The organism is Helicobacter pylori (genome assembly GCF_003637665.1).
GTDB classification, from domain to species: domain Bacteria; phylum Campylobacterota; class Campylobacteria; order Campylobacterales; family Helicobacteraceae; genus Helicobacter; species Helicobacter pylori_CK.
Window position 1 is genome coordinate 146799 of the sequence record NZ_MVWR01000001.1, and the last position, 22270, is coordinate 169068.

At 38.4% G+C, this 22270-nt stretch carries 23 protein-coding genes; 22 read left to right on the forward strand and 1 reads right to left on the reverse strand.

The window, feature by feature from the left end:
• Positions 1-7: 7 nt before the first annotated feature.
• The 15 genes from EAL49_RS00745 to EAL49_RS00815 all read left to right on the forward strand — a co-directional run bounded on the left by EAL49_RS00745 (position 8) and on the right by EAL49_RS00815 (position 12983).
• Entirely contained in the window at positions 8-1144 is a 1137-nt protein-coding gene (locus tag EAL49_RS00745) for an amidohydrolase family protein (RefSeq protein ID WP_120828206.1), read from the forward strand.
• Positions 1132-2358, forward strand: a complete 1227-nt coding sequence (locus tag EAL49_RS00750) for an adenosine deaminase (RefSeq protein ID WP_120828208.1) — start codon at positions 1132-1134, stop codon at positions 2356-2358. Before EAL49_RS00745 ends, EAL49_RS00750 begins: the two co-directional genes overlap by 13 nt.
• Before the next feature lie 256 nt (positions 2359-2614).
• On the forward strand, positions 2615-2857 hold the full coding sequence (locus EAL49_RS00755) for a nuclease (protein WP_000780064.1): 243 nt from the start codon (positions 2615-2617) through the stop codon (positions 2855-2857).
• A gap of 9 nt (positions 2858-2866) precedes the next feature.
• Entirely contained in the window at positions 2867-4183 is a 1317-nt protein-coding gene (gene miaB / locus EAL49_RS00760) for a tRNA (N6-isopentenyl adenosine(37)-C2)-methylthiotransferase MiaB (protein ID WP_120828210.1), read from the forward strand.
• Positions 4184-4217: 34 nt separating this feature from the next.
• Positions 4218-4880: a lysophospholipid acyltransferase family protein gene (locus tag EAL49_RS00765; RefSeq protein ID WP_120828212.1), complete on the forward strand. Its 663-nt coding sequence runs from the start codon at positions 4218-4220 to the stop codon at positions 4878-4880.
• Entirely contained in the window at positions 4873-5856 is a 984-nt protein-coding gene (locus EAL49_RS00770; protein WP_120828214.1) for a DUF8569 domain-containing protein, read from the forward strand. The genes EAL49_RS00765 and EAL49_RS00770 overlap by 8 nt, the downstream gene beginning before the upstream one ends.
• On the forward strand, positions 5846-6379 hold the full coding sequence (locus EAL49_RS00775; RefSeq protein ID WP_001212817.1) for a hypothetical protein: 534 nt from the start codon (positions 5846-5848) through the stop codon (positions 6377-6379). The genes EAL49_RS00770 and EAL49_RS00775 overlap by 11 nt, the downstream gene beginning before the upstream one ends.
• Positions 6376-6915, forward strand: coding sequence for a hypothetical protein (locus EAL49_RS00780; protein WP_033601713.1), 540 nt, complete (start codon positions 6376-6378; stop codon positions 6913-6915). Before EAL49_RS00775 ends, EAL49_RS00780 begins: the two co-directional genes overlap by 4 nt.
• Before the next feature lie 16 nt (positions 6916-6931).
• Positions 6932-7330, forward strand: a complete 399-nt coding sequence (locus tag EAL49_RS00785; protein ID WP_120828216.1) for a YkgJ family cysteine cluster protein — start codon at positions 6932-6934, stop codon at positions 7328-7330.
• 36 nt (positions 7331-7366) lie between these two features.
• Positions 7367-8662: a tetratricopeptide repeat protein gene (locus tag EAL49_RS00790; protein WP_120828218.1), complete on the forward strand. Its 1296-nt coding sequence runs from the start codon at positions 7367-7369 to the stop codon at positions 8660-8662.
• Complete coding sequence (locus EAL49_RS00795; protein WP_120828221.1) at positions 8650-9207, forward strand: indole-3-glycerol phosphate synthase; 558 nt, start codon at positions 8650-8652, stop codon at positions 9205-9207. Before EAL49_RS00790 ends, EAL49_RS00795 begins: the two co-directional genes overlap by 13 nt.
• Positions 9208-9262: 55 nt before the next feature.
• The gene (locus tag EAL49_RS00800) at positions 9263-9514 is read left to right on the forward strand and encodes a YfhL family 4Fe-4S dicluster ferredoxin (RefSeq protein ID WP_000055471.1); all 252 of its coding nucleotides are present in this window, start codon (positions 9263-9265) and stop codon (positions 9512-9514) included.
• 12 nt (positions 9515-9526) lie between these two features.
• Positions 9527-10981: a Ppx/GppA family phosphatase gene (locus EAL49_RS00805; protein ID WP_120828223.1), complete on the forward strand. Its 1455-nt coding sequence runs from the start codon at positions 9527-9529 to the stop codon at positions 10979-10981.
• A complete protein-coding gene (gene waaC, locus EAL49_RS00810; RefSeq protein ID WP_120828225.1) occupies positions 10978-12000 on the forward strand; it encodes a lipopolysaccharide heptosyltransferase I in 1023 nt (340 codons plus the stop codon). Before EAL49_RS00805 ends, waaC begins: the two co-directional genes overlap by 4 nt.
• Positions 11997-12983: a lipid A biosynthesis lauroyl acyltransferase gene (locus tag EAL49_RS00815; protein WP_120828226.1), complete on the forward strand. Its 987-nt coding sequence runs from the start codon at positions 11997-11999 to the stop codon at positions 12981-12983. Before waaC ends, EAL49_RS00815 begins: the two co-directional genes overlap by 4 nt.
• A 140-nt stretch (positions 12984-13123) precedes the next feature.
• On the opposite strand, the gene tgt is transcribed toward EAL49_RS00815, so the two are convergent.
• Positions 13124-14239: a tRNA guanosine(34) transglycosylase Tgt gene (gene tgt / locus EAL49_RS00820; RefSeq protein ID WP_120828228.1), complete on the reverse strand. Its 1116-nt coding sequence runs from the start codon at positions 14237-14239 to the stop codon at positions 13124-13126.
• A 56-nt stretch (positions 14240-14295) separates the two neighbouring features.
• Between tgt and EAL49_RS00825 the strand changes: the two genes are divergently transcribed.
• Genes EAL49_RS00825 through EAL49_RS00855 form a run of 7 tightly spaced genes read left to right on the forward strand, consistent with a single transcriptional unit; the run spans position 14296 to position 22241 of the window.
• On the forward strand, positions 14296-15732 hold the full coding sequence (locus EAL49_RS00825) for a COG3400 family protein (RefSeq protein WP_162973058.1): 1437 nt from the start codon (positions 14296-14298) through the stop codon (positions 15730-15732).
• Between the two features lie 4 nt (positions 15733-15736).
• Positions 15737-16768: a 3-dehydroquinate synthase gene (gene aroB / locus EAL49_RS00830; RefSeq protein WP_120828232.1), complete on the forward strand. Its 1032-nt coding sequence runs from the start codon at positions 15737-15739 to the stop codon at positions 16766-16768.
• Positions 16759-18330: a mechanosensitive ion channel family protein gene (locus EAL49_RS00835; RefSeq protein ID WP_120828234.1), complete on the forward strand. Its 1572-nt coding sequence runs from the start codon at positions 16759-16761 to the stop codon at positions 18328-18330. The genes aroB and EAL49_RS00835 overlap by 10 nt, the downstream gene beginning before the upstream one ends.
• Positions 18327-19583 carry a tRNA (N(6)-L-threonylcarbamoyladenosine(37)-C(2))-methylthiotransferase MtaB gene (gene mtaB / locus EAL49_RS00840; RefSeq protein ID WP_120828236.1) on the forward strand — a complete coding sequence of 419 codons (1257 nt, stop codon included), beginning with the start codon at positions 18327-18329 and terminating at the stop codon, positions 19581-19583. The genes EAL49_RS00835 and mtaB overlap by 4 nt, the downstream gene beginning before the upstream one ends.
• Positions 19570-21222, forward strand: a complete 1653-nt coding sequence (locus EAL49_RS00845) for an ATP-dependent metallopeptidase FtsH/Yme1/Tma family protein (RefSeq protein ID WP_120828238.1) — start codon at positions 19570-19572, stop codon at positions 21220-21222. The genes mtaB and EAL49_RS00845 overlap by 14 nt, the downstream gene beginning before the upstream one ends.
• A gap of 2 nt (positions 21223-21224) precedes the next feature.
• On the forward strand, positions 21225-21743 hold the full coding sequence (gene bioV, locus EAL49_RS00850) for a pimelyl-ACP methyl ester esterase BioV (protein WP_120828240.1): 519 nt from the start codon (positions 21225-21227) through the stop codon (positions 21741-21743).
• Positions 21744-21755: 12 nt separating this feature from the next.
• Positions 21756-22241, forward strand: coding sequence for a DUF4149 domain-containing protein (locus EAL49_RS00855; RefSeq protein WP_120828242.1), 486 nt, complete (start codon positions 21756-21758; stop codon positions 22239-22241).
• The last annotated feature ends 29 nt before the right edge of the window (positions 22242-22270 follow it).

The following is a 22270-nucleotide window of genomic DNA, read 5'->3' on the forward strand; positions in this document are numbered from 1 at the left end:
GGGTTTGATGCTGTTAAAAAACGCTTCGTTTTATGATGATGAAATTTTAAAAAGAGCGGACATCCGCTTAAAAGATTCTTTCATTACAGAGATTGAAGAAAACTTAAGCCCTATTAATAATAATGAAGAAGTGATTGAGTGCGACAATTTATTCGTGCTGCCAAGCTTCATTGATTTGAGCGTTACTGGTTTGGAGGGTTATGAAAATTTAAAACAGAAGGCTTTTAAAGGGGGGGTAGGGTTACTCAATGTTTTTAATGGCGATCAAAGCGGCGTTAAAAATATTATGGCAATTAAAAACAACCAACTAGCCGACATCGCCACGCTTAAAAATAAAGGAGGGGAAATTTTAATCGCGCCATCTGACGCTTTTTTAGAACTCATCAGCCACTATGCCAAATCTTACAACTTGCCCCTTTTAATCTCTTTAGAAAATTCTTTTGAAACCCTAAATAGTGGGGCATTAGCCTATGAATTGGGTCAGAATTTTGTAGAAAATGCGTTTGAAAACACGCGCTTGGTGCGTTTTATGGAAGTTTCTAGAGCGTTACAAATCCCCATGCTTTTAGATAAAGTCAATAGCATCACCACGCTCAAACTCATCAAAGCCTTTAACAATTTAGGAGCGCGTTTACAAGCCCAAACGCCCTTAAGCCATTTGATCTTAGATGAGAGCGTGTATGAAGATTATGAGCCTAGATTTAAAATCGCCCCTCCTTTAAGGGATAAAAAAGATCAAAACGCCCTAAAAGACGCCCTAAAAAATAACGAAATTTCCATGCTCACAAGTCTTCATGTTTCTAAAAATTCTAACGCAGAGCTTTTTGAAGAAAGCGCTTTTGGGTGTGAGAGCATAGAGGACGCTTTTAGCGTGGCTTACACTTTTTTGGTTCAAAAAAAGGTTATTGATTTGCAACAGCTCATTAAGGTTATGGCGTCTAATCAAGCGAAGTTTTTAAAACTCAATGCAGGCGAGGTGAAAGAAAATCAATTAGCCAACCTCATGATCGTGGATTTAAACGCTAAAATAAGGGTGAGTAATCAAAATTCGCCCTTTTATGGTTTGGAATTATATGGCGAAGTTCAAAGAATGATCTTAAAAGGGCAAACCACATTTATTAAGGAGAGTGCATGCAAATTTTAGGAGCGTCTTTAGTTTTTTTGTGTAATGAAAAATGTGAAGTGTTAGAAGACTATGGCGTAGTTTTTGATGAAAAGATTGTTGAAGCGGGCGATTATCAAAGCTTAACGCTCAAATACCCCCACTTAAAAGCGCAGTTTTTTGAAAACTCCGTTCTGTTGCCCGCTTTTATCAACGCGCACACCCATTTTGAATTTTCCAACAACAAGGCGAGTTTTGATTACGGGAGTTTTTCTGGCTGGTTAGGGAGCGTGTTGAACAATGGGGGGGCGATTTTAGAAAATTGCCAAGGGGCTATCCAAAACGCTATCACTGCACAATTAAAAAGCGGGGTAGGGAGCGTGGGGGCGATTTCTAACCACTTGATAGAAGTGGGTTTATTGAAAGAAAGCCCTTTGAACGCTGTCGTGTTTTTGGAGTTTTTAGGGAGCAGTTATTCTTTAGAAAAATTGAAAGCGTTTGAGAAAAAATTTAAGGATTTAAAAGATTTAGAAGATGCAAAACTTAAAGCCGCTCTCGCTGTGCATGCCCCTTATTCGGTTCAAAAAGACATGGCTTTAAGCGTTATCCAATTGGCTAAAGATTCACAAAGCCTGCTTTCTACGCATTTTTTGGAATCGCTTGAAGAACTAGAATGGGTGGAAAATTCTAAAGGGTGGTTTGAAAATTTTTACCAGCATTTTTTGAAAGAGTCTAATTTCAAGTCGCTCTATAAAGGCGCGAACGATTACATTGACATGTTTGAAGACACGCACACTTTGTTTGTGCATAACCAGTTCGCTTCTTTAGAAGTATTAAAAAGGATCAAGTCTCAAGTCAAAAACGCTTTTTTAATCACATGCCCTTTTTCTAACCGCTTATTAAGCGGGAAAGCTTTGGATTTAGAAAGGGTTAGAGAGGCAAATTTGAGCGTGAGCGTGGCTACTGATGGCTTGAGTTCCAATATTTCGCTGAGCCTTTTAGATGAATTGAGGTCGTTTTTGCTCACCCACAACATGCCGTTATTGGAATTAGCCAAAATGGCCCTTTTAGGTGCAACGCTTCATGGGGCTAAAGCTTTAGCTTTGAATAATGGCGAGATACAAGCTGATAAAAGGGCGGATTTGAGCGTGTTTGGTTTTAATGAAAAATTTAATAAAGAGCAAGCAGTTTTGCAATTTTTATTGCATGCTAAAGAGGTGGAATGCTTGTTTTTAGGGGGGGAAAGGGTGATTTAAAAAAGTAATTGATGGTTTTGTTAAACAAGCGCTCTTTGGGGGTTAGGGGGTTTCTTATAAAGGGGTTGTAGGGGGAATTATTTCAAAATGTCCCTATCCCTTAAGGGAATGGGTTTAAAAACAAAATTCTAAAAAAATAAAGAATGTTAAAATTAAATAAGGCTTTAGTTATTAATCTTTGATTAAAATAGAGTCTAATTTATTCTAAAGACAGAATGCGTTAAAATGAGAGGATTAAATCAATCAAGGAGAGTTTATGAAATTAGTTTTAGCCAAAAACACAAGAAAATCAGACACTAAAAGCGTGGAATTAGAAGATTTGTATAAAAAATTCAATGAAGACAAGCGTTCTATTTTTTATTTTGCCCCCACAAACGCCCACAAAGACATGCTCAAAGCGGTGGATTTTTTCAAAGAAAAAGGTCATACGGCTTATTTAGATGAGGTGAGGGTCAGCACTGATGAAAAAGATTTCCTCTATGAATTGCATATCATTTAAAGGCTTGTGTTGAAAGTTTATATTGAAACCATGGGTTGTGCGATGAATTCTAGGGATAGCGAGCATTTGTTAAGCGAGCTTTCCAAACTAGACTATAAAGAGACTAATGACCCTAAAATAGCGGATTTGATTTTGATCAACACTTGCAGCGTGCGTGAAAAGCCTGAACGAAAATTATTCTCAGAAATTGGTCAATTCGCTAAAATCAAAAAGCCTAACGCTAAAATTGGGGTTTGCGGGTGCACTGCAAGCCACATGGGAGCGGATATTTTGAAAAAAGCCCCAAGCGTGAGCTTTGTGTTAGGGGCTAGGAATGTGTCTAAAATCTCTCAAGTGATCCATAAAGAAAAAGCCGTTGAAGTAGCGATTGATTATGATGAAAGCGCGTATGCGTTTGAGTTTTTTGAAAAAAAGCCTGAAGTCAGATCGTTATTAAACATCTCCATAGGTTGCGATAAAAAATGCGCTTATTGCATTGTCCCGCACACTAGGGGAAAAGAAATTTCTATCCCTATGGATTTGATCTTAAAAGAAGCCGAGAAATTGGCTCATAACGGCACTAAAGAGCTCATGCTTTTAGGGCAGAATGTGAATAATTATGGCGTTCGTTTCAGCAGCGGGCATGCGAAAGTGAATTTTAGCGATTTGTTGGATAAATTGAGCGAAATTCCAGGCATTGAAAGGATACGATTCACTTCACCCCACCCTTTGCACATGAATGATGAATTTTTAGAAAGGTTTGCAAAAAACCCTAAAGTGTGCAAGAGTATCCACATGCCTTTGCAGAGCGGATCTAGCGCGGTGTTAAAGATGATGCGAAGGGGTTATAGTAAAGAGTGGTTTTTAAATCGGGTGGAAAAATTAAAGGCTTTAGTGCCTGAAGTGGGCATTAGCACGGATATTATCGTGGGCTTTCCTAATGAGAGCGATAAGGATTTTGAAGACACGATGGAGGTGCTAGAAACAGTGCGCTTTGACACGCTTTATAGTTTCATTTACTCCCCACGCCCTTTCACAGAAGCGGGAGCTTGGAAAGAAAGAGTGCCGCTAGAAGTTTCATCTTCAAGGTTAGAAAGGTTGCAAAACAGGCACAAAGAAATTTTAGAAGAAAAAGCCAGGCTTGAAGTGGGTAAAACGCATGTGGTGTTGGTGGAAAACAGGTGCGAAGTTGATGGGCAGATCGTGGGGTTTGAAGGGCGCAGCGATACGGGGAAATTCATTGAAGTAACTTGTAAAGAAAAAAGAAAGTTAGGCGAGCTTGTGGAAGTAGAAATCATCTCTCATGCTAAAGGGCGCTTGATGGCGAGCGCTAAAAACAACCAATAAGAGCAACCATTAAAAGTAGGGTTAAGGGCAAGAGTTGAGCTTAAAAATTTTCAGAAAAAATATCGTTTTAAGGATTGTCCCACGATTGGCGTTTGGGGTCCTTTGGTTGTTGCATAAAACTTGCAAAAACCGCTATTTTTTAGCTCAAAATTTAAAAGAAAAACCCTTCATTGTAAGCTGTTGGCATGGCGAGCTTGGCATGATTGGGTTTGCGTATTTAAGGCTTAAAAAACCTTGTATTTATGTGATTGCAAGCCAGCATTTTGACGGCTCTATTGCGGCGGGTTTGTTTGAAAGCTTTGGGTTTAAAAACATTAGAGGTTCTAGCAAAAAAGGGGGGGTTAAGGTTTTGATAGAAGGGCTTAAACGCTTAAAAGAGGGTTGTGATGTTGCTATCACGCCTGATGGTCCCAAAGGCCCACGACACAGCATAGCGGATGGGGTGATCGCTTTGGCTCAAAAATCAGGCGTAGGGATTAGCGCTTGTCGGGTGGTTTGCAAAAACGCATGGCAGTTGAACACTTGGGATCAATTTGAAATCCCTAAGCCTTTTAGCGAAGTGCATTACTACATGCTAGAATCTGTAATCATCCCTAAAGAATGGGATCTTTCAAAGGCTAAAGAATTTTTAAAAACGCGCATGGATTCTTGTAATACGGAATTACAAGAGTCTCACACAAAGGATTTGGGTGTTTAAAGGGTTAAAAAAAACGCTCAAAGAGAAGTTTTGCTCTCAAGTGTATATCTCTTTTAATGTGGATCACAACCTTTTATCCACTCAAATTTTAAGGATTAAAAACCACCGCATTAAAGAGAAATTTTTTAAAACTTTTGAGACGAAAGTGGAAACAAAAAACGGCGAAGTCCCCATTCAAGCTTTAAAAATCGCCAGAAGTTATAGCCAAAAATACCCCTATACTTATTTTAGCGCGATGGTTAAAGCCAAAGAGATTTTATGCGAAAAACAGGCGTTTGAACAAATCAAGCGAGAAAATCAAGATTATCAAACTTGTGAAGTCAATCAAAAATATTGCGTTTATGTGGAATCTAAGGATTTTTTAAAGGATTTTAAGCGTTTTAAGGTCCAGGATGTGGATTTTTTGTTTTCGCCTTTTAGCCTTATTTATGAATTTGTGCACAACCAGTTAGAAGAAAAGCCGTTGTTGTATTTGCTTTTGGAGCGTTCAAGGTTTTATTTTTTGATTGCGGATAAAAAAGAGATTTTTTTAGCCCAATCTATGTTTTTAGAAGAACAACCCGAAGAGTTTATAGAGAGCAAAGAAGAAGATTCTATGGAAATGAGTAATGAAGCTGTGAATTTGTTTTTGAGTGAAATCCAAGAAGATATTGACAGCCTTGAAGAAGCGATAGGCCTAGATAGCAGTAAGGATAATAGCGAAAAAATGACAGAGGACGCTTATAGTTTGATTGAAGGCATGACGAATATCCCCTTGATTGCAGATGTTTTGCAAGAGGGTTTGCACAGCGTTTATCATTCTAGGGATATAGATTTTGTGGAAAAAGTGGTTGTTTTGGATAGCTGTCAGATCCATCAAAAAGCGTTAATGCATTTGCAAGAAACTTTGATGATAGAAGTGAGTAGGTTGGATTTTTCTTTAGTGGAACAATTGAATGTTTTAGCGCGCATGGAGAATGAAAAATATGCGTTTTAGTTACATTAAACCAAGAGCGAAATACCTTATCAGCAAGCTTTCTAAAATTTGGGTTTTTTACATTTTTTTATCTTTTGTGGTAATAGGGGGGTTAGTGTGGTTTATGCATAACGCCATTAAAAGCACTCAAGATAATGCGTCTGATTTAACGATCCAAGAAAAGCTTTACCGCCATGAAATCAGCCGCTTGCAGGTAAAGACTGATGAAACCTTAAAACTCATTAAAGAAGCCAAAAAGCGTTTGAATTACAATGATGATATACGAGATGTTTTGCAAGGGCTTTTGAATATTGTTCCCGATCTCATCACCATTAATAGCATTGAAATAGACCAACAAAGCGTGGTGGTGAGCGGTAAAACCCCTTCTAAAGAAGCCTTTTATTTTTTATTCCAAAACAAGTTAAGCCCCATGTTTGATTATTCTAGGGCGGAATTTTTCCCTTTAAGCGATGGGTGGTTTAATTTTGTCTCCACCAATTTTTCTAATTCCTTGTTGATAAAAAACCCGGAGTCCATTAAATGAAACCATTGCATTTTTCACACTTAGACAGAGAGCAATCAGGCGATGTGGGTTTTATCATTAAAAACCTTGTTTTTTTGGGGATTTTTTCCTTATTTGGTTGGCTCAATACCGAGTATTTTCTATGGCCTAGCATGCTGGAATTAAAAAAAATCCTTTTAGAAGAAAATCGTAAAAAAAGCGTTTTAGAATACGCGCAAAGGCATTTTGAAACCGCTCTAGCAAACTATCGCAGTCAAAAAGAAACGGGTGAATCCTTATTAAAGATTTTTAATGATGAAGAGTCCAGGCGGATTTTAGAAAAGATTTTAAAAAAATGTTTTGATGTTTATAAAATCAAACCCTTACTCTCTCAAAATCCCTCTCAAAAAACCCAATTTTTCATCATGGCTAGAGCGAGCGAATTAGAAAAAACCTATCTTTTTTTCACTTTGCTCAACAAATATTTACCCAGCGCTCAAAGCCAATTACCCTTAAAGATTTCTAAAGATAATGAAGGGCTGTTGGTGCAATTTAGCGTGAGTATTGATTTCCAGTAAAATGATAGGGAGTTTGATGCAAGGTTTTGATTTTAGTTTTAATCCTAAGGCATGCGAGGGTTGTGGGGCGAAGTGTTGCGTGGGGGAAAGCGGGTATATTTTTTTGAGTATCCAAGAAATGCAAACAATTAGCGCTTTTTTAAAATTAGAATTAGAAGAATTCAGTCAAAAATACGTTAAAAAGGTGGGGTATAAGTTCTCTTTATTAGAAAAAGACGCTAAAGATTTGGGTTTGGCGTGCGTGTTTTTGGATTTAGAGACGAAAAAATGCCAGATTTATAGCGTGCGCCCCAAACAATGCCAAACTTTCCCGTTTTGGGAGAGCGTGAAAACTTTTTCTAAAGAGCGAAAGGAAGCTTTTTGCAAAAGCTGTCCGGGCATCACACAAAAAACCAAAGAGACTAAAGTGCGCTAAAATTCACCTTAGTTATACAAAAAAGGAAATAAAATAATGGATATTCCAATAAAGAAAAGATTTTTAACAAGTTTATTGTTTTTTAGCCTGTTTTCTTATCTCAAGGCTGAAACCCTTTCAGAAGATCATCAAATTTTATTGAGTTCAGACGCTTTCCATAGGGGGGATTTTGCGACCGCTCAAAAAGGCTATATGAATCTCTATAAACAAACCAATAAAGTGGTGTATGCTAAAGAAGCGGCCATTTCAGCGGCGAGTTTGGGGGATATTAAAACCGCAATGCATTTAGCCATGCTCTATCAAAAAATCACCAATAATCGTAATGATATTTCTATCAATAAGATTTTAGTGGATGGCTATGTGCAAATGGGGCAAATTGATAAGGCTATTGAATTATTGCATAAAATCCGTAAAGAAGAAAAGACTATAGCCACAGACAATGTGTTAGGGACTTTGTATTTGACTCAAAAGCGTTTGGATAAGGCTTTCCCGCTATTGAATAAGTTTTATAATGCCGTACATGATGAAGACAGCCTTGAAAAACTCATTACGATTTATTTTTTACAAAATCGTAAAAAAGAGGGCTTGGATTTGTTGCAATCCCACATAGACAGGTATGGTTGCTCAGAGCAATTGTGTCAAAAAGCGCTCAACACTTTCACGCAATTTAACGAGCTTGATTTGGCTAAAACCACCTTCGCTCGCTTGTATGAAAAAAACCCTATCGTTCAAAACGCCCAGTTTTACATAGGGGTATTAATCTTGTTGAAAGAGTTTGATAAGGCCCAACAGATCGCAGAATTGTTTCCTTTTGACAGGCGTTTATTGTTAGATTTATACACCGCGCAAAAGAAATTCGCTCAAGCTTCCAAACAGGCTTCTTTAATCTATGAAGAAAAAAAAGATCCTAAATTCTTAGGCTTAGAGGCGATTTATCATTATGAGAGTTTGAGCGCGAATAATAAAAGGCTCACCAAAGAAGAGATGCTGCCCATCATTCAAAAATTAGAGCAAGCCACCAAAGAGCGCCAAGCATGGCTTGCTAAAACCAAAGACAAAGAAGACGCCCAAGACGCTTTCTTTTATAATTTTTTAGGGTATTCTTTAATAGATTATGACATGGATGTTAAAAGGGGCATGGATTTTGTGAGAAAGGCCTTAGCCTTAGATTCTGGCTCAGTGCTTTATTTGGACTCTTTAGCATGGGGTTATTATAAATTAGGGAATTGCTTGGAAGCTAAAAAAATCTTTTCTGGCATCGCTAAAGATGTTATCCAAGCCGAACCTGAATTAAAAGAGCACAATAAGATCATTCAAGAATGCAAGAAATAAGGATTTTAGAAAATTTGCAAAAAAGCCTGGCCTTAAAAGAGGGCATGCTCTCTTATGAAATGTTGGGTAAAAGTTTGTCGTATAACCCTTACTTGCCAAGAGTCATTCCTCAAACTAAAGACTATGTTTTTGTAACCCCTAGCGAGGTTTTAGAAAGGCTTTTGCAAGAAAACGCTCGCACCGATTGCGTCATTGTCAATTTCAAAGGCTTGTATGAATTGGGCACGCCAAGCGTGTTTGATCTAGAAGTTTTAGGGTTGTTGCGCCGCCATGCAAGCTCTGTGATAGTCCAAGAGGATTTTTTCATCAGCCACTACCAGCTTTTAGAATCGCTTGTTCAAGGATCTGATGGGGTCATTTTAGACGAAGAGCTTTTAGAAGAGGATTTAAAGGGCATGATAGATTTCGCTTGCCGTTTGGGCTTGAGCGTGTTTGTGGAAACTGACAAGCAAGACTATACTTTTTTGAAAGATTTAGGGGTTTTGGGGGTGTTGGAAAAAATCCCTCATTCTTATAATGAGAAAAAAATAGTTTTTTTAGATTGAATTTTAAGCTAATTTTGAGTAAAAATCGTATTCAAACTTTTTAAAAGGAGTTGTCATGTCATTATTGGTGAATGATGAATGCATTGCATGCGATGCTTGCAGAGAAGAATGCCCTAGTGAGGCGATTGAAGAGGGCGATCCTATTTATAATATTGATCCGGATCGATGCACGGAATGTTATGGGTATTCTGATGAGCCAAGTTGCGTGAGCGTATGCCCTGTAGATGCGATTTTGCCGGATCCTAACAATGCAGAAAGCACAGAGGAATTGAAATACAAATACGAAAGCTTGCAAGAGCGAGATTAAAGGCTATTCATAATGGCTAAAATCACAACCGTGATTGATATAGGCTCTAATTCAGTGCGTTTGGCTGTCTTTAAAAAGACGAGCCAGTTTGGGTTTTACTTGCTTTTTGAGACTAAATCTAGGGTTAGAATTTCTGAGGGCTGTTATGCGTTTAAAGGGGTTTTGCAAGAAATCCCCATGCAAAGAGCCATCAAAGCCTTGAATGAGTTTAAAGAAATCGCTCTCAAATACAAAAGCAAAAAAATCTTATGCGTGGCGACTTCAGCGGTGCGCGATGCCCCTAACAGATTGGAGTTTGTAGCAAGGGTGAAAAAGGCTTGCGGTTTGCAAATCAAAATCATTGACGGGCAAAAAGAAGCGCTCTATGGCGGGATTGCGTGCGCGAATTTGTTGCATAAAAATTCAGGGATCACAATAGATATTGGAGGGGGTAGCACCGAGTGCGCGTTGATTGAAAAAGGCAAGATTAAGGATCTCATTTCGCTTGATGTTGGCACGATTCGCATCAAAGAAATGTTTTTAGACAAGGCTCTAGATGCCAAATTGGCTAAAGCCTTTATCCAAAAAGAGGTTTCTAAATTACCCTTTAAGCATAAAAACGCCTTTGGGGTGGGGGGGACGATCAGAGCGTTGAGTAAGGTGTTGATGAAGCGTTTTGAATACCCTATTGATTCTTTGCATGGTTATGAAATAGATGTGCATAAAAATTTAGCGTTCATTGAAAAAATCGTCATGCTTGAAGAAGACAAATTACGGCTTTTAGGGGTGAATGAAGAGCGTTTGGATAGCATCAGGAGTGGGGCGTTGATTTTATTAGTTGTGTTGGAGCATTTAAAAACTTCCTTGATGATCACCAGTGGTGTAGGGGTGAGAGAAGGCGTGTTTTTAAGCGATTTATTACGAAACCATTACCATAAATTCCCCCCCAATATCAACCCTTCTTTAATCTCTTTAAAAGATCGCTTTTTGCCCCATGAAAAGCACAGCCAAAAGGTCAAAAAAGAATGCGTGAAATTGTTTGAAGCCCTATCGCCTTTGCATAAAATAGATGAAAAATACCTTTTCCATTTAAAGATTGCCGGGGAATTAGCGAGCATGGGTAAGATTTTAAGCGTTTATTTAGCCCACAAGCATAGCGCGTATTTTATTTTAAACGCTTTGAGTTATGGCTTTAGCCACCAAGACAGGGCGATCATTTGCTTATTAGCGCAATTCAGCCATAAGAAAATCCCTAAAGACAACGCTATCGCTCACATGAGCGCGATGATGCCAAGCCTTTTGACCCTACAATGGCTGAGTTTCATCCTTTCTTTAGCTGAAAATTTGTGCGTTACAGACAGCCACCATTTAAAATACACGCTAGAAAAAAACAAGCTTATTATCCATTCTAGTGATGTGCTTTACTTGGCTAGAGAAATGCTGCCTAAACTCATCAAGCCCATTTCTTTGATGATAGAGTTTGCTTGAAAATAGCGATTGTCAGGCTTTCAGCGCTTGGGGATATTATCGTTAGCGCGGTGTTTTTAGCGATGATTAAAGAGCGTTTTATTCACGCTCAAATAGAATGGTTTGTAGATGAAAGATTCAGTGCGATTTTAGAGCATTCCCCTTATATTGATAAATTACACCCTATCGCTTTAAAAAGCGCACTCAAAAGCTTTAACCCTTTGAAGATTTTCAAACTTTTTAAATCTTTAAGGGCTTATGAATACGATATAATCATTGACATGCAAGGCCTAATCAAATCTGCTCTCATCACGCAATGTTTAAAAGCCCCCAAAAAAGTCGGCTTTGATTATGCTTCGGCTAGAGAGGGTTTGAGCGCGTTGTTTTATTCGCAAAAAGTTTCTATCGCTTATGATGAGCCTATTTTAAAGCGCAATTTCACGCTCCTTTCTCAAGCCCTAAATTTGCCCAAAAAAGAAATTTTAAAAGAAATTTCAGAGGGCTTAAGCTCTAGATTTAAAGTGTTTTCCTACCAAGATTCTCCAAAAATCAATGCGTTGAATTTGAGTCAAAATAAACCAAAAATCCTTTTTGTCTTAGAAACTTCTAAAGCCAATAAAACTTACCCCACAGAGCGCTTTAAAGAGCTAGCGTTAGCGTTAGAAAATTTTCAAATTTGCTTGTTATGGCATGCTGATGAAAAGAAAGCCATTACGCTTTATCACGCTTTAAAACACCAGTGCGATGTGTTATTGCTCCCTAAACTCACTTTAAACGAGGTTAAGGCGTTGCTCTTTAAAATGGATTTGATTATTGGGGGCGATACGGGTATTACGCATTTAGCATGGGCGTTGCAAAAAGCTAGCATCACCCTTTATGGCAACACGCCCATGGAGCGTTTTAAATTAGAAAGCCCGATCAATGTTTCGCTCACCGGTAATTCAAACGCCAGCTACCATAAAAAGGATTTTTCTATCCAAAATATAGAGCCTAAAAAAATTAAAGAATGCGTTTTAAACATTTTAAAGGAAAAAGAATGACTTATAAAGAACGACTCATACACGAAAAAATATTGAACAAAGACGATAGGGGTTTGAAAACGGAATTACGCATTTTGAGTATTTTTATCGTGGAATCTTTAGTGAATATTCTAGGGTTTATTTTGGCTAAAATGCCTCATTCGTGGTTTTTAAGGTGCATTAAAGCGGTGGCGTGGCTGATGAGAACCTTTGATAAGCGCCGTTATTTTGACGCTAAAGCCAATTTGGATTTTGTGTTTGGGGATTCTAAAAGCGAAGAAGAGAAAAAAAGGATCATTAAAAAGGGTTATGAAAATTTTGCTTTCATTATTTTAGAAACCATTAGAGTGATTTTTATCCCTAAAGATGAATACGACGCTCGTTTCACGCTCATCAATGAAGAAAAGGTGTGGAAGTCTTTAAACAAGGAGGGTCAAGCGATCACTTTATGCATGCATTTTGGCTATTGGGAAGCGGTAGGCACGACTTTAGCGCAATATTATGAGGATTATGGGAGGGGGTGCTTAGGGCGTTTGACTAAATTCGCCCCCATCAATCACATGATCATGAGCAGGCGAGAGGCGTTTGGGGTGCGTTTTGTCAATAAAGTGGGAGCGATGAAAGAACTCATTAAAATGTATAATCAAGGCAATGGCCTTGTGGGGATTTTAGTGGATCAAAATGTTGCGCCTAAAGATGGGGTGGTGGTGAAATTTTTCAATAAAGACGCTACGCACACCACGATCGCTTCTATTTTATCGCGCCGTTACAATATAGACATTCAGCCGGTATTCATTGATTTTAATGACGATTATTCGCATTACACAGCGACCTATTATGAAAGTATCCGCTCTCAAATCACCGATAACGCTGAAAGCGATATTTTAGAATGCACGCAAGCCCAAGCGAGTTTGTGCGAAGAAGTGATTAGAAAGCATCCGGAAAGTTATTTTTGGTTTCACAGGCGCTTTAAAAGCACCCACCCTGAAATTTATCAAAGATAGGGTTTTGTTTTAATTAAAAACTAAAGCCTTATTTTAAGAAAAACTAAGACCGCTTTTTTTAAAAAGTTATCGCTTGCTTTTTGCAAGTTCTTTGTCATTGATGGTAAAAAACGCTTTTTAGTATTTTTACATTTTATCATTCAATGAGAGCGAGAGTGATATTTCTCCAAAAATTCTTTTTTAAAACTCAAAAACCGCTTTTCTAAAATGGCGTTTCTGGCGTTTTTAACCAACTCTAAATAAAAATGCAAATTGTGCAAGCTGGCCAAACGAGCGTAAGTGAGTTCTTTAGCCCTAAACAAATGGTGCAAATAGGCTTTAGAGTAGCGTTTGCAAGCATAACATGCACAATTTTCTTCAATAGGGGTATCATCCCATTTATGGGGCGCGTTTTTGATAGAAATTTTGCCAGAATGCGTGAAAAGGGTGGCGTTTCTGGCGTTTCTGGTGGGCATCACGCAATCAAACATATCCACCCCTAAACCGATAGCGTCTAAAATGTTTTCAGGCGTGCCTACGCCCATTAAGTAGCGAGGCTTGTCTTTAGGGAGCAAGGGGGCGGTGTGCGCGATGGTTTCTAGCATTTCATTCACGCTTTCCCCCACCGCTAAACCGCCTATAGCATAGCCATCAAAACCCTCATGCGTTAAACCCACGCTAAGGCTGCGCATTTTCAAATGCGTCCCGCCCTGGATAATGGCAAAAAGGTTGTTGTTGGGGCGGTTATTTTCTTTGTGGTATTCCAGGCTAAGATTCGCCCATTTAGCGCTTCTTTTAATGGATTCTTCAAGGCGTTTTAAGGGAGCGGGCAAGCCCACTAAATCGTCTAAAACCATCATAATATCGCTATTCAAAGAATATTGAATATCCAAAACTTTAGCGGGCGTGAAGAAATGCTTGCTCCCATCAATATGGGATTTAAAAACAATCCCGTCTTCTTGCAATTTGACATTATCGCTCAAGCTAAAGGCTTGAAACCCTCCGCTATCGGTTAAAAAACTCCCATGAAATTGAGCGAAACGATGCAAGCCCCCTAATTGTTCAACCACTTTCTCACCCGGCCTTAAATACATGTGATAGGTGTTGGCTAAAATGAGTTTAGCGCCTAAAATTTCTTGCGCGTCTGTAGCGTCTAAAGATTTGATACAGCCTTGCGTGCCTACTGGCATAAAAACAGGCGTTGCCACTTGAGAATGGGCTAAATTCAAAACGCCAGCTCGCGCGTGTTTGTCAGTCGCTTGGAGTTGAAAATCCATCGTTTAAGCCTTAATCTTGGATATAATGGCGTAATCATTTTTTAGGAAGTTTGGAATTGAAAAAAATCGCCCTTATTTTAGATGGCATTGTAGCAAAAAATTTTTTAGACTTGGTGCTAAGGCATTATTCTAATCATAATTTTTATATAGTGGTTGTCAAAGATGAGAGCCTTATCCCTAAAAATTATCCGAGCACTTTCGCTTTTTATTGTTTTGATGCGACTTCTAGTTTCAGGCTTTTGCAAGTGTTAAACGATGAGGTGAGCGACGCGTTTTTAATCATACAAGATTTTAAAGAACAGCGCATCATTCATAAAATCATTCAAACCCATTTCAAACGCATGCGCGTGGTTTTGAGCGTGAAAAAAGATAGCGAAAAAACCTTAGAAAACAATGGAGAAAATAAAGATGAAAAGCTCATTTTGATTGATGAATTTGAAGTTTTAGCCAATAAATTCATTTCTCGTTTGCCTAATATCCCTAGCACCCCTAGAGAGTTTGGGTTAGGCAAGGGCGAGATCATGGAGATTGATGTGCCTTTTGGGAGTATTTTTGCTTACAGGCATATTGGCTCTATCAGGCAAAAAGAATACAGGATTGTAGGGCTTTATCGCAACGATGTTTTGTTGCTCGCTACTAAATCTTTAGTTATCCAGCCGCGAGACATTCTTTTAGTGGCGGGCAATCCGGAAATTTTAAACGCGGTGTATCATCAAGTCAAAAGCAATGTGGGGCAGTTTCCAGCCCCCTTTGGTAAGAGCATTTATTTATACATTGATATGCGCTTACAAAGCCGAAAAGCGATGATGCGCGATGTGTATCAAGCCTTGTTCTTGCACAAACATTTAAAGAGCTACAAGCTCTACATTCAGGTTTTACACCCCACTAGCCCTAAGTTTTACCATAAATTTTTATCGCTAGAAACCGAAAGCATTGAAGTGAATTTTGATTTTTACGGGAAAAGTTTTATCCAAAAACTTCATGAAGACCACCAAAAAAAAATGGGCCTGATCGTGGTAGGCAAAGAGCTTTTTTTATCTAAAAAACACCGAAAAGCCTTGTATAAAACAGCCACCCCGGTTTATAAAACCAACACTTCCGGCCTGTCTAAAACCTCTCAAAGCGTGGTGGTATTGAATGAAAGCTTGGATATTAATGAGGACATGTCTTCAGTGATCTTTGATGTGTCTATGCAAATGGATTTGGGCTTGTTGCTCTATGATTTTGACCCTAACAAGCGCTATAAAAACGAGATTGTCAATCATTATGAAAATTTAGCCAACGCGTTCAACCGCAAGATTGAGATTTTCCAAACCGATATTAGAAATCCTATCATGTATCTCAATTCTTTAAGAAATCCCATTTTGCATTTCATGCCTTTTGAAGAGTGCATCACGCACACGCGCTTTTGGTGGTTTTTATCCACTAAAGTGGAAAAATTAGCGTTTTTAAACGATGATAACCCTCAAATTTTTATCCCCATAGCGGAGTGAAAGAATGCAAGAAATTTTAATCCCTTTAAAAGAAAAAAGCTATAAAGTGTTTTTGGGGGAACTGCCTGAAATTGAATTGAAACAAAAAGCCCTCATCATTAGCGATAGCATCGTGGCTGGGTTGCATTTATCGTATTTATTAAAGCGCTTGAAAGCCTTAGAAGTGAGAGTGTGCGTGATAGAGTCCGGAGAAAAATACAAGAATTTTAATTCACTAGAGCGCATTTTAAACAACGCCTTTGAAATGCAATTAAACCGCCATTCTTTAATGATAGCCCTTGGTGGGGGAGTGATAAGCGATATGGTGGGGTTTGCGAGCAGTATTTATTTTAGGGGGATTGATTTTATTAATATCCCTACGACTTTACTCGCTCAAGTGGATGCGAGCGTGGGGGGGAAAACAGGGATCAATACGCCTTATGGCAAGAACTTGATCGGCTCGTTCCACCAGCCTAGAGCGGTTTATATTGATTTGTCTTTTTTAAAAACCCTTGAAAAAAGGGAATTTCAAGCAGGGGTTGCTGAAATCATTAAAATGGCGGTGTGTTTTGATAAAAACTTGGTAGGAATACTGGAAACAAAGGATTTAAAAGATTGTTTAGAAGAAGTAATCTTTCAAAGCGTCAGTATCAAAGCTCAAGTTATTATGCAAGATGAAAAAGAGCAAAATATCAGGGCCGGGTTGAATTACGGGCACACCTTTGGGCATGCGATAGAACAAGAAACTGATTATAAGCAATTTTTGCATGGCGAAGCGATCGCTATTGGCATATGCATGGCTAATGATTTAGCCCTTTCTTTAGGCATGCTCACTTTAAAAGAATACGAACGCATAGAAAATTTGTTGAAAAAATTTGATTTGATATTCCATTACAAAATCACGGATATTCAAAAATTTTACGAACGCTTGTTTTTAGACAAAAAAAGCGAGGATAAGACAATCAAATTCATTCTGCCTAAAGGCATTGGAGCGTTTGAAATTGCCTCTCATATCCCTAAAGAAACGATCATAAAGGTGTTAGAAAAATGGCATTAAGGGTATTATTATTCTTTTGTTTTTTGTTTTTGCAAGCAGAAGATAAAAGCCAAGAATTATTATCCATACAAAAACAAATGGCTTTGGTGGATAAAAAACTCGCCAAAGACGATAACGTGTGGTTGAAAAAATTTGAAAACTATAAGATCTACAATCAAATTTATACCGAAAAAGAGAGCGTGAGACAGGAATTAAGGCGTTTAAAAAACAAAAAAAGCAAGGATTTATTAAAGATTAGCACCTTAGAGCATACCTTAAAGGCTTTAGAGTCCCAGCAAAAAATGTTTGAAAGCTATGGGGTCAATCCTTTTAAGGACTTGATAGAGCGCCCTAATATCCCCAATATCCCTAATATCGCTAACCCTATTGCGATCATTGATGGCATTTCTTTCATTAAAAGCATGCGTTTAAAGCATGAAAATCTTAAAAATAACCAGACCGCTTTAGAAGAAGTTTTAAGGCTTTTAGATCAAAAACACCAGCTTTTAAATCAGTGGCATGCTTTGGATAAAAACGCGAAACTAAGCGATGAGATTTATCAAACTCAAGCCAAACGCTTAGAATTGCAAGGGGCTCAAAACATTCTAAAAACCACGATCGGGATTTTTCAAAAAGACAGCGATGAAGCTATAAGCATTGTCAAATCTCAAGTTAAAAACCAGCTTTTTAAACTGGTTTATGTGTTTTTAGCGGCCCTTTTGAGCGTGGTGTTTGCGTGGATTTTAAAAATCATTTCCAGCAAATACATTGAAAATAATGAGCGTGTCTATACCGTGAATAAAGCCATTAACTTCGTGAATGTGAGCGTGATCGTTTTAATCTTTCTTTTTTCTTATTTGGAAAACGTTACTTACTTGGTAACGGTTTTAGGCTTTGCGAGCGCGGGCTTAGCGATTGCGATGAAGGATTTGTTCATGAGCTTGCTCGGGTGGTTTATCATTTTGATTGGGGGGAGCGTGCATGTGGGCGATAGGGTGCGTATCGCTAAGGGGACGGATATTTTTATTGGCGATGTGTTGGATATTTCTATGTTGCACATTACGATTTTAGAAGACGTAACCTTTACCACTTACACGAATAACAGGAGAGCGGGCCGAATTATCTTTGTGCCTAATAATTATATTTTCACCACCATGTTCGCTAATTACAGCCATTTTGGGATGAAAACGGTTTGGGATGGCGTGGATTTTTGCGTTACATTTGATTCTGATTTTAAAAAAGCGTCTAAAATTGCGCTCAACATCGCTACGGAATTGTCTAAAGAATACACGGATATTACCTATAAACAGCTCAATAAAATGCGCGACCGGTATTCTTTAAGGAGCTTGAGCGTGAAACCACGATGTTTTTTGATGCCTGAAAGTAACGGGATAAAAATCTCGGTGTGGTATCAAACCAATTCGTATGCGACCATGTCTTTAAGGAGCAAGATTGTTGCTGAAATTGTTGAAGCCTTTTTGAAAGAAGAAAATATCCATATCGCTTATACGACCAGCAAGCTGCTTAAAGTGGATGCTGATGCTCTAGGCGATGGTTTTGGGAATAAAAGGGAACAAAAATGAAAAAAGTCTATTTTAAAACTTTTGGGTGTAGGACGAATCTTTTTGACACGCAAGTGATGGGTGAGAATTTAAAGGATTTTAGCGCGACCTTAGAAGAACAAGAAGCCGATATTATTGTAATCAATTCTTGCACCGTGACTAATGGGGCCGATAGCGCGGTAAGGAGTTACGCTAAAAAAATGGTGCGATTAAATAAAGAAGTGCTATTTACTGGCTGCGGGGTGAAGACTCAAGGCAAAGAGCTTTTTGAAAAAGGGTTTTTAAAGGGCGTTTTTGGGCATGACAATAAAGAAAAGATTAACGCGCTTCTACAAGAAAAAAAGCGTTTTTTTATAGATGATAATTTAGAAAACAAGCATTTAGACACCACGATGGTGAGCGAGTTTGTGGGAAAAACCAGGGCGTTTATCAAGATCCAAGAAGGCTGTGATTTTGATTGCAATTATTGCATTATCCCAAGCGTGAGAGGGAGGGCTAGGAGTTTTGAAGAGAGGAAGATTTTAGAGCAAGTGGGCCTTTTATGCTCTAAAGGGGTTCAAGAAGTGGTTTTAACCGGCACCAATGTGGGGAGCTATGGGAAGGATAGAGGAAGCAATATCGCAAGGTTGATTAAAAAATTAAGCCAGATTACTGGATTAAAACGCATAAGGATTGGGAGCTTAGAGCCTAATCAAATCAACGATGAATTTTTAGAGCTTTTAGAAGAGGATTTTTTAGAAAAACATTTGCATATCGCTTTACAGCACAGCCATGATTTCATGCTAGAGAGGATGAATCGAAGAAACCGCACCAAAAGCGATAGGGAATTATTAGAAACAATCGCTTCTAAAAATTTTGCTATCGGCACGGATTTTATTGTGGGGCATCCGGGCGAGAGCGAAAGCGTTTTTGAAAAGGCGTTTAAAAATTTAGAGGGCTTGCCTTTAACGCACATCCACCCTTTTATTTACAGCAAGCGAAAAGACACCCCCTCTAGTTTGATGCATGATGGCGTGAGTTTGGAAGTTTCTAAAAAGCGTTTGAATGCGATTAAAGATTTGATTTTTCATAAAAATAAGGCGTTCAGGCAGTTGCAACTCAAGCTCAACACGCCCCTAAAAGCCCTAGTGGAAGCGCAAAAAGACGGCGAATTTAAAGCCTTAGATCAATTTTTCAACCCCATTAAAATCAAAAGCGATAAGCCTTTAAGGGCTAGTTTTTTAGAAATCAAAAAGTATGAAATTAAAGAGAGGGAAAATTATGCCGTTTTCTAAATTTTTAGAAAACCTCACCGCTCCCTTTAAACGCATCAAAAACCGCTCGCTTGTTTTGGCGTTAGGGTTTTTGATGCTTACTTTTTGCTTGTTGCTTTTTTTAATCTTAAGCGATGTTTCTAGGCTCATATCCAGTAAGGACTTTTTTTATGTGATCCAGTCTCACCCTAAGCAAACTCTAATTGAAGATGAAAATTATTTTTATGCCAATAAAGGGCTTTATAAAACCAACAAAGAAGCCTTTTTAAGGGTTTATAAAATCCCAGAAAACATGCCCATAGAAAGACGAGAAAATTTAAGCAAGAGTTCTAAAATGAATTTAGCGTTGCTTTTTTTTATTTCTAGCATGCTTTTTGGGATCTTTTGGCGCTTGCCCAAACGATTGGACACTAAAATGAGTTTAGAAAGCGCGCACAAAAACGAATTAGAAAATGCATTCCAGCGATACGATGCGCTAGGGGTGCGTTTTGAAGACATTGCAGGGGTGGATGAAGTCAAAGAAGAATTACTAGAAGTGATAGATTATTTAAAAAACCCTAGAAAATACCAGGATTTAGGGATTTTCCTCCCTAAAGGCGTGCTTTTAATCGGGCCTCCTGGAGTGGGGAAAACGATGATCGCTAAAGCGTTAGCGAGTGAGGCTAAAGTGCCGTTTTTTTATGAAAGCGGGAGTGCGTTTTCTCAAATTTATGTGGGCGCTGGGGCTAAAAAAGTGCATGAACTTTTCATGCATGCCAAAAAACATGCCCCCTCTATTATTTTTATTGATGAAATTGATGCCTTGGGTAAGGCTAGGGGAGGGCATCGAAGCGATGAAAGAGAGGCCACGCTCAACCAGCTTTTAACTGAAATGGATGGGTTTTTGCAAAATGATGAGGTGGTGGTGATAGGAGCGACTAACCAAATGGAAGTGATGGATGAAGCGCTATTAAGGAGCAAGCGCTTTGATCGGCGCATTTTCATTTCTTTACCGGATTTATTGGAAAGACAAAGCATTTTAGAAAAGCTTTTAGAAAACAAAAAACACACGCTAGACTATCTTAAGATCGCTAAAATTTGCGTGGGTTTTAGCGGGGCGATGTTAGCGACTTTAATCAATGAAAGCGCTTTAAACGCCCTCAAACACCAGCGAACAGAAATCACTCATAGCGATATTTTAGAAGTGAAAGACAAGATCGCTTATGGCAAGAAAAAGCCCCAAACTTTAGATGAAAACCAAAAAGAATTGGTCGCTTTGTATCAAAGCGCGAAAGCCTTAAGCGCGTATTGGCTAGAAATTGAATTTGATAAAGCGCCTTTATTGGGGGAATTTATTGCGTTTAATGAAAATAAAATCCATAGCGAAAGCGAGGTTAAAAATTATATTAAAGTGTATTTGAGCGGGACGATTATTTTAGAGTTGCTTTATAAAGAGCGTTATAGTTTGTCCAAACAAGACTTGCAAAAAGCGAAATTTTTAAATGAATTTATGGCTAGCGAGCTTCTTTTAGCCCCCACAAAAGAGTCTTTGAGCGTTCTTTATGAAGAGCAATTGGAGTTTTTAAAACCGCAAATTGCAGCTTGCAAGCGGTTGAGCGCTTTGTTGTTAGAGCAAGAATGTTTAGAGCATTCTAATTTGCATGATTTATTGAACGGGTGAAAATGCGTTTTTTTAGCGGTTTTGGGTTTGTTAATGAAAGCGTGTTGTTTGAAGAGTGGCTTTTAAAAGGGGCTTATGATGTCTCAGGCTTTTCTATGGGGGCGATTAAGGCAATAGAATACGCTTATAATGAAGTCTTGCAACAACGCCGCATCCATTCCTTGTTATTGTTTTCGCCTTGCATGCTAGCGCATAAGAGTTTGGCGTTCAAACGCTTGCAACTTTCTTCGTTTCAAAAAGATCCGCAAAGCTACATGGATAACTTTTATAAGGAAGTGGGCTTGAGCACTCAATTGGAGCGTTTTAAAAAAAGGGGTTCTTTAGAAGAATTGGAATTTTTATTGAATTACAAGTATAGTGATCATACAATTAGGCTTTTATTAGAAAAAGGCGTGAAAATTGAAGTGTTTATCGGCTTGGAAGACAAAATTACTGATATTCAAGCTTTGTTGGAATTTTTTATGCCTTTAGTTCAAGTGTGGCAGTTTAAAGGCCATAACCATTTGTTGCAAAAATCTTAAAAAAGGTGGAAAATGAAAAAGATTAGTTTAAAAATTAGTTTAGGGGTGTATTTGCTTATTTTAGGCATTTTGGGCGGTTCTTTGATCATTTTAGGAGCGATAGTTGCGCCCATTGTTTTCAAAGCGTCAAGCATTTTGCCTGAATTGAATCTCACTCCCTTTGAAAGCGGGAAACTCATGGCGCAAATCTTTGTGCGTTTCAATTATCTTTTGGGCGCGATGGGGTTTATAGTGTTACTTTATGAAATCATTTCGTTTATCTACTCTAAAAGATCGTTAGTGTATTTGATCCTTGGCGTGGCGATAGGGGCGTTGTGCTTGCTCTTTGTTTTTTATTACACGCCTTATATTTTGAACGCTCAAAAAATAGGCGAAGTTGCAATCCAAAGCAATGAATTTGCCCGCTTGCACACTCAAAGCGAATGGCTGTTTAAGGAATTGTTCGTGCTGGTGTGCGCTTTGTTTTTTTGGCGCTTGTTTAGCAAAAACTCGGCTTGATTAAAGGGGAGAGTTTTTGTTACTATCTA